The organism is Bartonella chomelii, assembly GCF_014138465.1.
GTDB classification, from domain to species: Bacteria; Pseudomonadota; Alphaproteobacteria; order Rhizobiales; family Rhizobiaceae; genus Bartonella; species Bartonella schoenbuchensis.
Window position 1 is genome coordinate 192056 of record NZ_JACJIR010000002.1, and the last position, 13141, is coordinate 205196.

At 35.9% G+C, this 13141-nt stretch carries 10 protein-coding genes, 1 tRNA gene and 2 pseudogenes; 6 read left to right on the top strand and 7 right to left on the bottom strand.

Annotated elements, in window-relative coordinates:
• Nucleotides 1-77 precede the first annotated feature (77 nt).
• Both GGR10_RS06860 and GGR10_RS07005 read right to left on the bottom strand, forming a co-directional pair.
• Nucleotides 78-179 carry a lyase family protein gene (locus GGR10_RS06860; protein WP_246316833.1) on the bottom strand — a complete coding sequence of 34 codons (102 nt, stop codon included), beginning with the start codon at nucleotides 177-179 and terminating at the stop codon, nucleotides 78-80.
• Between the two features lie 85 nt (nucleotides 180-264).
• A pseudogene (locus tag GGR10_RS07005) lies at nucleotides 265-576 on the bottom strand (lyase family protein); the annotation flags it as partial.
• A gap of 96 nt (nucleotides 577-672) precedes the next feature.
• On the opposite strand from GGR10_RS07005, the gene GGR10_RS03260 reads away from it, so the two are divergent.
• Nucleotides 673-1362, top strand: coding sequence for a TlpA disulfide reductase family protein (locus GGR10_RS03260; protein ID WP_182479901.1), 690 nt, complete (start codon nucleotides 673-675; stop codon nucleotides 1360-1362).
• A 532-nt stretch (nucleotides 1363-1894) separates the two neighbouring features.
• On the opposite strand, the gene GGR10_RS03265 is transcribed toward GGR10_RS03260, so the two are convergent.
• Nucleotides 1895-2749 (bottom strand): YihY/virulence factor BrkB family protein, encoded by an 855-nt coding sequence (locus GGR10_RS03265; RefSeq protein ID WP_182479902.1) that lies wholly within the window; start codon nucleotides 2747-2749, stop codon nucleotides 1895-1897.
• 515 nt (nucleotides 2750-3264) lie between these two features.
• On the bottom strand, nucleotides 3265-4308 hold the full coding sequence (holA, locus tag GGR10_RS03270) for a DNA polymerase III subunit delta (RefSeq protein WP_182479903.1): 1044 nt from the start codon (nucleotides 4306-4308) through the stop codon (nucleotides 3265-3267).
• 870 nt (nucleotides 4309-5178) lie between these two features.
• Here holA and GGR10_RS03275 point away from each other — a divergent pair.
• The 3 genes from GGR10_RS03275 to GGR10_RS03285 all read left to right on the top strand — a co-directional run bounded on the left by GGR10_RS03275 (nucleotide 5179) and on the right by GGR10_RS03285 (nucleotide 7791).
• Nucleotides 5179-5253, top strand: a tRNA-Gly gene (locus GGR10_RS03275).
• A 559-nt stretch (nucleotides 5254-5812) separates the two neighbouring features.
• Nucleotides 5813-6619: a lysophospholipid acyltransferase family protein gene (locus GGR10_RS03280; protein WP_182479904.1), complete on the top strand. Its 807-nt coding sequence runs from the start codon at nucleotides 5813-5815 to the stop codon at nucleotides 6617-6619.
• Nucleotides 6620-6717: 98 nt separating this feature from the next.
• Nucleotides 6718-7791 carry a D-alanyl-D-alanine carboxypeptidase family protein gene (locus tag GGR10_RS03285; protein WP_182479905.1) on the top strand — a complete coding sequence of 358 codons (1074 nt, stop codon included), beginning with the start codon at nucleotides 6718-6720 and terminating at the stop codon, nucleotides 7789-7791.
• Nucleotides 7792-8022: 231 nt separating this feature from the next.
• Here GGR10_RS03285 and GGR10_RS03290 read toward each other — a convergent pair whose 3' ends face one another.
• From GGR10_RS03290 to GGR10_RS03300, 3 genes are all read right to left on the bottom strand, one after another.
• On the bottom strand, nucleotides 8023-8772 hold the full coding sequence (locus GGR10_RS03290; RefSeq protein WP_182479906.1) for a L,D-transpeptidase family protein: 750 nt from the start codon (nucleotides 8770-8772) through the stop codon (nucleotides 8023-8025).
• A gap of 47 nt (nucleotides 8773-8819) precedes the next feature.
• Nucleotides 8820-9776: an acetyl-CoA carboxylase carboxyltransferase subunit alpha gene (locus GGR10_RS03295; protein WP_182479907.1), complete on the bottom strand. Its 957-nt coding sequence runs from the start codon at nucleotides 9774-9776 to the stop codon at nucleotides 8820-8822.
• Between the two features lie 74 nt (nucleotides 9777-9850).
• On the bottom strand, nucleotides 9851-10789 hold the full coding sequence (locus GGR10_RS03300) for a site-specific tyrosine recombinase XerD (protein WP_182479908.1): 939 nt from the start codon (nucleotides 10787-10789) through the stop codon (nucleotides 9851-9853).
• 259 nt (nucleotides 10790-11048) lie between these two features.
• Here GGR10_RS03300 and GGR10_RS03305 point away from each other — a divergent pair.
• A pseudogene (locus GGR10_RS03305) lies at nucleotides 11049-11688 on the top strand (shikimate kinase).
• Entirely contained in the window at nucleotides 11654-12790 is a 1137-nt protein-coding gene (aroB, locus tag GGR10_RS03310) for a 3-dehydroquinate synthase (protein WP_182479910.1), read from the top strand. The pseudogene GGR10_RS03305 and the gene aroB overlap by 35 nt, the downstream one beginning before the upstream one ends.
• Nucleotides 12791-13141 lie beyond the last annotated feature (351 nt).

Here is a 13141-nt window from a genome sequence, read left to right on the forward strand (position 1 = left end):
GGTGACTCATTCATTCGCTCAAAGCATCACGCATACGTGATAAATCTCGGCCAAATATTTCAACATAAGCCATTATATTAAGCTATCATATAATGACCAAACATTACTGGCTGAGCAGTTTGTAAATGTGTAAAACCTAGCATAAAAATATAAAAGTATCGACATGCTATTCTGCTCAAATGAGCAATTGCTTTATGAATTCTTTTATACTTGCACTATTTTTTGTTCTACTTGCACTATCTTTTGCGTTTCATCACACACTTATAAATGAAAATCAACTACAACCTGATCATTACGAGATACACGCTGTGTGCAAACGGCCTGCTACAGAACCAATCAATTGGCTCAAACCGCGCCTTAATATTCATATGAATATCTTCAAGCTTTCGTGAAAAAGTAAACGTGCCTTTCTTTAACTTCTTGGCAAATAAACTCTAAACCATGCACAATTTTTTCATAATCAGAGTGTGAAATAATTTTCGTTTGTGCTAGCATCATTACATGAGAAAATGAACCTTCAATATCTTGCCGATAAAGTTTTTGATCACAATCAATGGAAGCATTAATGTCTTCCATAACCGCAGCAGGGCCTTGTGCAAAATGGCCACCCTACATTTATCTCAATTTATTATCTGTCATACCTTAAAAGCGCCCATCCAAAGGACAAAAATCATGATTTCTCAAACTTTTATCAACTGGAAAAATAAAAAAACACAACGCTTGCTTACATCCTTTATCATTGCCTTAAGTTTATACGTAACAATAAACCATGATAATAAAGCATCTCTTTTTCCTTATTTTATTTCAGTTGCAAAAGCACAAGAAACAAACGCCAATAAAATAAAAGAAGAAAAGATAACAGCGATCAAAAAAGAAGCCAAAGGCTCTTTTAAGCACCTCCGATTTGCCGATACATTTTATAATGTAAGCCAATTTTCCTTTAAAGATATTCAGGGAAAAGAGCATAAATTCTCCGAATTTACTGGAAAGCCACTGCTTATTAATCTATGGGCCATTTGGTGTGCACCTTGCCGTGTAGAAATGCCAGAGCTAGCACAATTAAAACACGATATGAAGGGAGAGAATTTTGATGTCATAGCCATTAACATCGATAAAGTCGCTTCTCCTGAAAAAATTCAACAATTTTTACGTGAAGTGCATGCTGATAATTTGACCTACTACCGCGACGAAAAAATGAACATTTTTACCAATATCCGCAAACAAGGACTAGCTTTAGGGCTACCCATTACACTCCTTGTTGATCAAGATGGTGACCTTATTGCTTCATTTAATGGTATAGCTCCATGGGCCAATAACGATGCCAAAGCACTTATAAAAGCTATCATTAAAGAAACAAAATAACGCTTTCAATGACCACAAATAACTATGTCTTAAAACCATTCAAAAATAAAAAATGATCATTAATAATAAAAAAGGTAAAGTCCATTTGCAAATTGGCCCACCTTCACAAACCTTCTATTAAAACACCTATCACTAAAGTTTAGTTGATTGAGCTTGCTGAATAAAAATATGCACTACTCAGTATTAAGTATAAGGTAAGCTCCACTTTGCTATTCCCACCCGCATCATCCATTGCCAAGGGCTTTAACCTGTCTTCACAATACACGACATCTCACGGTTTACAATTTACATTCCAAGTCTTGTACCGTCAAACTCCTTAGAAACAGCCTTTGTTAATAAGCGTTTTACTAAATAAGTATTCTAAGTATTGAGAATAAACAAAAGCAACTTAACTTGCCATAATACATATTTGAAACTGATGACGCATAATAAAATATACAATCAATTTTAGCTTTAGGCACAAAGCATCCTTATCAATCACCAAAAAGCGATAGTAGAATGTGCACCTTTATTTCCTAAATAAAAAGTTCTTTCATGAATCTGAATGTTGTAAACGAGTGCGATAAAACATAATTGCTGCGTTTATTTCACCCCCCAAAATAAAAATCGCACTCAACATATAAAGAAAAATAATAGCAATCATAATAGATGCTAACCCAGCATAAGTGGACACATAATTAAACATTGTTAAATAATGCGCAAAAGTAATCGATGCCGAAAACCACAAAAATAGTGTCACGATAATTCCTGGTAAAATATCTCTCAATTTCCTGCGCTTTGCTGGCAACCATTTATGAACAATCAAAAGACTGATAAATAAAACAACCACCGCAATCGTGTAACGCCATAAACGAATAACACCAATATATTCAACAATAAAAGGAAAATGATTTTGTGTAATTTTTATCAGCAAAGGTGCTAAAACTAATAAAAAGCTGATAACACTAATACCAATTGTTCCAATGATCACAAAAAACAAACTTTGAAAACGACAAAAAAGCAAACTTCGCTGATCAACAACACGATAAGCCTTATTCAAAGCTGCACGTAAAGCTTCTACCCCATTTGAAGCAAAATAAGCCGCCCCAACAAAAGAAAGCGTTAATAAGCCTCTTCGTTGCGTTACCAAAACATTGACGATTTCTTTAGAAAAAGGTTCTGCAATTGCATCGGGCAACAAGTGCATAAGCGCTTCAATTTTTTGCGGTGTATACGCAAAATCCCAAAAAAAACTGGCCAGAGACGCTCCAAAAATACAAAAAGGAAAAAATGCTAAAAGCCCTGAAAGTACGATATGACTTGCAAAAGCACTGCCATTATCACGTACATAATGACTTACTGCATTAATGAGAATACGACAGCCATAGTACAATACATTTTTTATCAAATCTTCATACTCTCTGATAACTTTCCTTTAAGTCTCTTTAAGCTTTATAAAAATAATCTAAACTTCATAAATGAAAGTTGTCTCGTATAAAACAGATATCTTTTTAAGGATAACAATTATGATAGCCAAATTTAAAAAAACTATACTAAAATCAACAACGATAAATCAACAAATTTCATTGATACCTCAAATTGTTCAGATCACTGCTTAACTGCCATGTTATCATTGATAAAGGAGTACTTCTTCATATACCGTACCCTAAAATATTAAGTAACCTTGTATTTTATACTTAAATCATGTTGTACAATGATCTTTTTGATCTTGATGCAAATTTGGCAATTACTCAAAACAAACAATGCTTGCTCGTATTACGCGCAATACTACAATCTCATGATCAAAAGCTTTTATGAATTATCATTTTTTGTCTTTTGACAAAAAAATCACCATAAAGGGAAAACATATTTCATAAATTACCCAAGTCACAAAAACACTTTAATGCCGATGGAGCCAATATTTTAAGAAGAGATGCGTTTTTGTGCACTAACTGCCAATCCTAATAAAACTTGATGAACAATAGCTTCACCCAAAAATGGATTTTTACGGCTATCTAAAACAGCGCACTGAATTTTTTCCATAGCATAAGCAATTTGTTCCAACCCCCAATATTTTAGGGCTTTTTCAACTATTTTTTCTCTACGAAAAAAAATCGGTGGCCGTGCTTGAGATATAACTGCAAAAGCAGCTTTCCCTTCAACTTCCACTTGATAGCGCAACAGCTGTAATTGTTGAAAATGCCTTTGCGCTGCACTTAAAACAAAAAAAAGTGTATTTTGCACAGTCGCATATCGACTAAAATGCATCTCAAAACCCGCCACATCCCCCAGCAAAATAGCATCAATGACCTCATCTTGAGAAAGAGCGCTAGCCTCACTTACCACAGCCTTCACATCTTCAAGCGTAACCTGATCTTTCTTTAAAGCATAAAGACAAAGCTTTTCCAATTCACCACGCGAAATAAGACGGTCCGCCCCTAAACTTTCGTATAACCACTTGCGCGCTTCCAAAGAAAGAGTCATTTTAAAATTATTCAAAACCTCATCAATCACTCTATCAAGGGAACGGATATCATCCGTATAACAGGGTAAAGCCAGAGCTGTTGATGCCGTTTCAACAATATTGCGCAACCCCACACCTTTTTTTAAATCCCCTGCTTCAATCAAAATGAAACACGCTTTGGGTGGTTCTTTAATTAAAAGCTTAAGAGCAGCAAGAAAACCTTTTTGATTCGCACCATTGGATATCCATATCAAACGATCACCACCAAAAAGTGATAAAGTATGGGCTTCATCCTGCAATCGTACGGGGTCTTTATCAATCTCAGCTGCATTGAGACGAATCGTAGAAAAAGGATCATCTATCGCCACTTGTGTGAGCTTAGCAAAACGTTGCGCACGTTCACAAACAAGACCACGATCAGGACCATAAATTAAAACAATGGGAAAGGAACGCGAAAAATGCGTGAGAAAATGATCAACTTCATGTGCTTTTTTTACAGCCAAAATATTAATCCACTACCAAAATATCAAATCTATTATAGTGTATCATGAGTATATCATTTCAAAAACTTCATGGTGAACTTTTTAAAGCATGCCAATCATGCCAAAAAATCCTAACATGCAATTTACATTTTCTTGAATACATGTCCAAGATCATTGTTCCACTACGCACCTCTCCATACACTATCTGTACACCGATCCCTCACATTTAAAAACTTGATATATAGAATGCATCACCATAATTGTGATTAGTTTATTCTCTTTAATAATCTTTTCAGTTAAATGTATTACAAAATCAAATAGTTACTAGATCTCAATGCTGAAGCTATATTTATTTAACTCCAAAATATCCACTTGCATTAAAATAGCAATCATAAATAAGCTAAGCCTTATGATATTGCTTATTTAAGTAAACTATCCACACGATTACGAAAAACTTTAGCAAGCTCAAAATCTTATTGAGTAACTCTATTTGACAAAAACTGCCACTTCTTATGATTTAAAATCGAATAAAATTTTTAATGCTCCTCCCAAAGAGTCACAAACACAATTTTTCAATCGTTAAAAAAACCACCCTAACCGGCTAATCAATCTTGAAAAACGCAAACAACGTTGCCAATCTCTTTAACTTATTGATAGATAAAAGAGTGTTTTTCTTAAATTTATAATCACTTAACCCTCCCTTGATAAGGGCATATTTGCTAAAATATAAAGTCAATTATCTAGCACTATTTAAATCATCGGTTGAATAACATTTTTTTAACCTTAAAAAATAAATTTCACTAACATCAAAATAAATTTTACTGAAACGTGATTTTTTTGTTGCAATTCAGACAAGGCTAAGCCATACAAAAGGCGTTTGAGAATGTGTGAGCGGGTGTAGCTCAGGGGTAGAGCACAACCTTGCCAAGGTTGGGGTCGTGGGTTCGAATCCCATCGCCCGCTCCAATAAAATATATTTTACTTCCACCAAAATTCACTTTGTAATACAAAGCACTTCTTCAAGTGATTTCTTATTTTTTGTAAAAATCGTTTTTTGATTTAAGTATTTACAAAAACTAAGTATTTACAAAAATAATGAAGTAAATTTAATGATTAAGCAAAACCCTCTGTAATAAGCTATGTTATCTGAGCATCTTAAGCCATATTTACTTGAATTTTGTATCAAATTGAATTTAATTCGATCAGTTAAAAAGGGCATCGTTTGCGTAAAAAACATAAAGCTATCTTACGTATTTAATACAGTCATAACTAACTACCGCACTTAATATTTTAAGCTTTTATTTCTAATAAAAATTCCAAATTTCTTTGAATTTCAATCTGATAAAAAAGCTCAAGATCAACTAATAGATAAAATTTGTTGAGAAAAGTTTGCTTCTAAAAACTTGTGATATTCTTAGTTTCTTGTTTTATAGTTTTAAATACATAAAAATAAGTATATTATAATAACGATATTTTCACACATAGAGTGGAACAACTAGAGCTTCAGCAAATATTAAATAAAAATATGGTACTTATCCTTCGTTCTCTTCTCTTTACGTTTGCTTTTTATACAACCACTTTTGTGCAAATGATTCTTTATGCCCCTTTTTATTTTTTAATGCCCCGTAAAAAAGCGTGGGTTATCCCTAAAACATGGGCACGTGTTACATTATTTTTACAAAAACATATCGCTGGAACACACTATGAAATTGAAGGCATAGAAAACCTCCCAAAGGGTGCATATATCATTGCTATAAAACATCAATCTGCGTGGGAAACTTTTAGCCTTGTACCCTATTTTGATGATCCTGCTCTTATTTTAAAACGTGAACTGATGTGGATCCCTTTTTTGGGCTGGTATATGGCCAAAACACAAGTTATCCCGATTAACCGAGCAACCCCTATTCAAACTCTCAAAATCATCATACAAAAAGCAAAACAAAAAGCAAAACAAGGGCGCCAAATTCTAATCTTTCCTGAAGGAACACGCCGACAACCCGGTCAAGAACCAAATTATAAACCAGGCATTACTGCTCTTTATAACGAATTAAAACTCCAAGTTGTACCCATTGCCCACAACGCTGGTTTATATTGGCCACGTGATAATTTTCGCCGCTATCCAGGAAAAATTCGTGTGCGTATTCTTCCTCCTATCGAAATTGGCTTAAATAAACGTGATTTTTTAGACCAATTAATCGAAAAAACAGAAAAAGCCTGTGATGAATTGCTCTTATTGGCCGCTCAAGACCCCACTCCTCCACCTATGCCACCCTTTGCTGTTAAAAGGCTTCGAGCGCTTGGTCATCATTGGAAGGGACCTATACGTAATTAAACGTTCCTTTCTTTATTTTATACATTCAAATCTATTGTATTTAAAGCTAAAACAGTTCTAAGTTACTTAAACTTAAACAATAATTGGACTTAAATTATATGCGTCAACTCTTATACAGCCTTTGTTTGTCTTTCATTTTAAGCATGACAAGCACTCTAGCTCTAGCTTATCCCTTTATTTCTGTTGACGCTGCAACTGGACGAATATTACAACATAACCAAGCTTTTGAACGATGGTACCCTGCTTCTTTAACAAAATTAATGACCACTTATGTCATTTTTCGTGCCATGAGCACAGGAAAAATTTCACCACAAAAACACATCACCATCAGCAAAAATGCATCACAAGCTTCTCCCTCTCACTCAGGTTATGAAGCAGGTTCCATCCTTACACTCGAAACAGCTTTAAGCATCACATTAGTTAAATCAGCCAATGATTTGGCCATTGCTTTAAGTGAAGCTGTTTCTGGTTCACAAGAAGCTTTTGTGCAACAAATGAATGTCCAAGCCCAACGTTTAGGCATGTTTGGAACTCATTTTGCCAATGCAAGTGGTTTGCCACATCCAGACAATTACACCACAGCACGCGATATTGCTCTTCTCGCTGTTCAAATCCGTCGGGAATTTCCCCAATATGCTCACTATTTTTCTATTCCAGCTATTGATTTTGGTGATGGGCGAAAAATCAAATTCAATTCAAACAACCTCATCAACCGTTTTAATGGAACAGATGGTATGAAAACTGGCTTTACTTGCGCCTCTGGTTTCAATCTTGTTGCTTCAGCAACCCGCAATAAACGTACGATTATTGCTGTCGTTTTAGGGTTAGATACCATTAATGCAAGAGAAGGAAAAGCAGCACAATTACTTGAAACAGGCTTTTCTCTTCAAGGTTCTGCACAATCAACATTAGCCACTTTAAAACCTTATGGCACTAAAATGACGCAAATCACCGATATGGAAGAACAAATATGCGATCCTGAAGTTGTAAAAAAACGCATAGAAGACACCTTCGATAAGGAAGGAAATGTTATCCTTACCTCTCCTTTAATCACTGCTTTACCTTCTTCCATTCTTCCTTTGACAGTACAACTCATTGCCGCACCACAGACATATAAAACTAATACAAGAATACCGCGCAAAATCCCCATCCCGCATAAACGACCAGCCTAAATATAAATAAATTATTGTTGATGATTCACGTGGAACATAGGAAAATAGCCTATATTTCTATTACCTTTTTTAACCAGTTTTCTACGTTTTTCGGTAATTCTGCTCAAATTTTCTACTAGAGCACGATAATATTATCATCGTAATAAATAGTGATCATTTTTAAATAAATTTAGCAAACTGGTTTTGAAAAATTATAAAAGACACGATATCTTTCATAATAAAATCTATATCTTATGGTCTTACCGCACTTAAACCTTTTTTGGTAAAACGATCGAAAACATAGCGTTTTTCGTAAACATCAATTTTTGAAGGCGCACGCTTGGCCTCAAAGAGATCGTAACCTTCTTTGAGCATCATCCAAAATGGATAATGAGGATTGTCACGATGACGCTCCATATTAGCATCGGTCATACGAAAGGGAAAGGTATGTAACTGAAATTCTTTCTGCCCACCCTTAAAAGCATCCCGTGCAAAAGCATAAATTTGTCCCATATTACTATCAGTCATTGCATAACAGCCTACAGAAGTACAACCCCCATGCACCATAAGATAACTACCCGTACGACCATGTACTTGATCATAAAGATTAGGAAAACCAATATTAAAAGAAAGATAACGACTCGAATAAGGATTCATTTGACTTGCGTTAACAGTATAAAAACCTTCTGGTGTTTGATAATCCCCTTCCTTATATTTAGGTCCAAGTTGGCCTGACCATTTACAAATGTCATAACTTGCCACAAGCACAAAACGCCCGGTGCGATCTTGCTTCCAAACTTCAGCAGTATTTTCTTCCTTAAAAAAACGCATCATAATTGGTGCATATGGATCGACATTATGTTCAACCATTTTATGTTGAATTTCTTTTGGTAATGGTTGCTTAACCTTAGCCTGAATAGAGGCAGGCAAACGCTCCTGACACGCTGCCAACATCCCAACTGCTAACAAAAAAAATGATAAAAAATATCGACTTAATTTCATTGAAATAAAACTCTAACCTATAAAGTCTCTCACACAAACAACTTCAATTAAGCCAAAGAACGGCCAATTTGAAGATATTTTTCCCAACGCTCCCGTTTTATGGTTTCACCATCTTTACCAGCCATAGAGTGTAAAGCAACAGAAATAATATTACTTGTCGTCTCCATCACAGCTTCCTTTCCCCGATGTGCTCCCCCTAAAGGCTCAGGAATAATGCCATCAATAACCTTTAGCTTATAAAGGTCTTGAGCAGTAATATGCATATTGGTTGCTGCATCTTTCGCACGAGTCGGATCACGCCATAAAATAGAAGCCGCCCCTTCTGGTGAAATAACTGAATAAATCGAATGCTCCAACATATAAACCTTATTAGCTGCAGCAATTGCTATTGCCCCTCCAGAACCACCTTCTCCAATAATGACTGAAACAACAGGAACGCGTAGACGTAAAGTTGCCGCTGTTGATTGTGCAATTGCCTCTGCCTGTCCACGTTCTTCAGCACTCACACCAGGATAAGCACCGGCTGTGTCAACAAAAGTTAATAATGGCAAATCAAAACGATCAGCCATTTCCATAATCCGCACAGCTTTACGATACCCCTCTGGGCGAGCAGAACCAAAATTATAGCGTAAACGTGTTTGTGTATCATGGCCTTTTTCCTGACCTATATAAGCAATCGCTTCACCCTTAAAGCGTGCAAAGCCAGCTTGAATAGCTTCATCTTCAGCAAATTTGCGATCACCTGCTAAAGGTGTAACATCACTCAATAAATATGATGAATAATCCATAAAATGAGGTCGATTAGGGTGGCGTGCCACTTGTGTTTTTTGCCACGGTGACAACTTTTTATAAAGATCGCGCAAAGCCGTCTGAGAACGCATCTCAAGACGTGCAATCTCATCCTTCATGTCAAGACTACCCTTTTCTTGAGCAATCTTTTTCAATTCAAAAATTTGCACATCTAGATCAGCAACAGGTTTTTCAAAATCAAGATAATTATACATTGTTCCTAACTTATTCGTGTATAACTTATATATCTATAATCTTTTTAAGTATTTTTCAAAATATTACTTTTTCTTTACCCGGCCTTCTGCTGATCGGCAAGTGGGTGATGCTCATTAACCAAACAATACAGCCTTTCTTCCAATACATGTGTATAAATCTGGGTAGTAGAAATATCACAATGCCCCAATAAATGCTGAACCACACGCAAATCAGCACCATTTTGCAAAAGATGACTAGCAAAAGCATGGCGCAACACATGGGGAGAAAAGTTGCTGCTTTTCACCCCTGCTCTTTCAGCAAGTTCTTTTAATCCTCGTGCAACAAACTGGCGGGCGACATATCCTGTTGATGAGCGAGCAGGAAAAAGATAAAAGCTTGCCGCATCTTTGCCCTGATCACGCAAAACTAACCACTGAGAAATAACTTGGCACGCCTTATCTGATAAGAGAACCATACGTTCTTTTTCTCCCTTACCACGAACAACAATAAATTGCTCCTTTCCGCGTACTGCTTGAACCGGAAGACTTATCAACTCACTAATGCGTAATCCTGTCGCATAAAGCATTTCAATTAATACCTGAAGACGCAACGCACGCATGTGATTTTTCGATCCATAATCTGTTTGATCTACTTCTAGTTGCGCACGATCAAGTAATTTTGTCACCGTATCTTCATTCATGGTTTTTGGTAAAAGACGTCTTTGACGAGGCGTATCAATATCATGAGAAGGGTCATCTGTTCTTAATCCCTCAGCATAAAGAAATTGATAAAACTGACGCAAAGTCGATAAACGACGTGCTTGCGAAGTAGCTGCAAAACCAGCAGTATGCATAAGCGACAAAAGATTGATTAAATCCTCTCTTTGTGCCGAAAAAAGTGAAACAGAGCATGAACACAACTGGTCATGTGCCCATTGTAAATCATTTTGATAAGCAGAAAGTGTATGAGTACAAGCCCCTCGTTCAGCACTCATCATTTCAAGAAAACGATCTATCACAGCATTACTTTTCATGGATTTGCTTTCAAAAACACATTGCATAAATTAAAAGGAACATTGCTACGCATATTTTTTATTATGAAATTCAACCCAAATTATAATCACTATCTATCATAAGACTGGAAAATAGCCGATTATAATGAAAAAACTTATCAAAATCAGGTTAATATTGGCATAAGAAAATAAATTATCCCAAAAATATTCCTAACTTTATTATGTCTAACAAAGATTAACAGAAATTGATTTTAAAGCAGATAAATATCGAAATAAAATCATGGAAAATAAGCAGCTTCAAAATACTTCAATAATACAAATAAAAAACCAACTATTATCACGTCTTAACCAACAAACACTTGTATTCGTTGGCCTTATGGGTTCAGGAAAATCCGTTGTTGGAAAACATGTCGCTGCTATACTCAGTTTGCCATTTTATGATTCTGATCAAGAAATCGAAAAAGCTGCACAGATGACAATCGCCCAATTATTTGAAATGTATGGCGAATCAAAATTTCGCGCTCTTGAACAGAAAGTTATTCTAAACATCATTAAAAAAGGTCCTCTCATTTTAGCAACAGGTGGAGGTGCTTATATGAATGAAAACATCCAAAAAGCCATTCATCAAAATGGTATATCCATATGGCTTAAAGCAGATCTTCATGTCCTTATAGAGCGCGTTTCAGGGTGTTTTGCGCGACCATTGCTTCAAACAGAAAATCCTAAAGAAACGATGCAAAAACTCATGGAGCAACGCTATCCTATTTACGCACAAGCAAATTTAACAATTAACAATCATGAAGAACATTATCATGTAGTAGCACATAATGTGATACAGGCTGTACAACGCTATTTATCCATAAAATAACGATAGAGATAAAAAGCATGCAAACCAAAATCGTTACTGTCAAATTGAATAAACATTGTTATGATATCGTTATCGGCTCAGGTTTAATTGCACAAGCAGTCTCAAAGATTAAGCATTATTTGCATCAAAAGAGTTCTCATCAAAAAATACGTTTAGCTATTGTTACAGATAAAAATGTTGCTGCTTTTCATTTGAACACATTGCAGACAAAATTAGTAGAAAATGAAATCTACACGATCCCTATCATCGTAGAAGCAGGAGAGCAATCAAAGTCGTTTCCAATTTTGCAAAATGTGATCGATAAAATTCTTGTCGCCCGTTTAGAAAGAGGCGATAGCATTATTGCTTTGGGGGGCGGTGTTATTGGTGATCTTGCAGGATTTGCTGCAAGCATCATACGCCGAGGTATGCACTTCATTCAAATGCCTACAACACTTCTAGCACAAATTGATTCATCCGTCGGTGGAAAAACCGGAATCAATAGTCTCTATGGTAAGAATCTCATCGGTACTTTTTATCAACCCCAATGCGTTATTGCTGACACTGATGTTCTCAATACATTACCTTCACGCGAATTTCGCGCTGGTTATGCAGAAATGGTTAAATATGGCCTCATTAATCAACCTCATTTTTTTGAATGGCTTGAAAAAAATTGGCAAAAAGTCTTTTCCAAAGGCCCAACACAAATAGAAGCTATTGCTCGTTCATGTCAATTTAAAGCTGATATTGTAACGCACGATGAACATGAAACAGGCCAACGCGCATTGCTAAATCTTGGTCATACATTTGGACATATGCTTGAAACAGCAACTACCTATGATTCAAATCGTTTAATCCATGGTGAAGCTGTAGCTATTGGAATAATTTTAGCCCACCAGTTTTCTGAACAATTAAATTTAATCAGCCCCACAGTGACACAACGTATTAAAGCACATTTTAAAACCGTTGGTTTACCAACACAACTACAAGATATCCCCGGCAAACTTCCAGATGCCGAAACACTTATGACCTTTATTGCCCAAGATAAAAAAGTTTCGCAAAATAACTTAACTTTTATCCTAACACGCGCACTGGGCCAATCATTTATCGCTAAAAACGTTTCACCAAATACAGTCTTGACTTTCCTGAAACAAAAATTAATGAAATCTGATTAATTTCTATTTATTAATTGATTAATTTTTATACTTTAGTTAAAAGAATAGATGTGATTTGAGTCTGCGTAGCTCAGTAGGATAGAGCACAGGATTCCTAAATGAATTGGGCGCTTTGAGGAGAAATCCTTAAAGTGGATCTGCTCAAATTCGGGGAAAGCTTCACAGGAAACTGTATGCCAATCCCGAGCCAAGCCTGTTTTTAAAAAAACAAGGAAGGTGTAGAGACTGAACGGGCAGTGCCTAAAAAGTGTATACTTCACGGTGAAGAGACAGTCCAGACCACAAACAGCTTACAATAACAAAGACTGGCGATGAAAATCGAAGTGGTATGAATCCTGGGGTCGTGGGTTC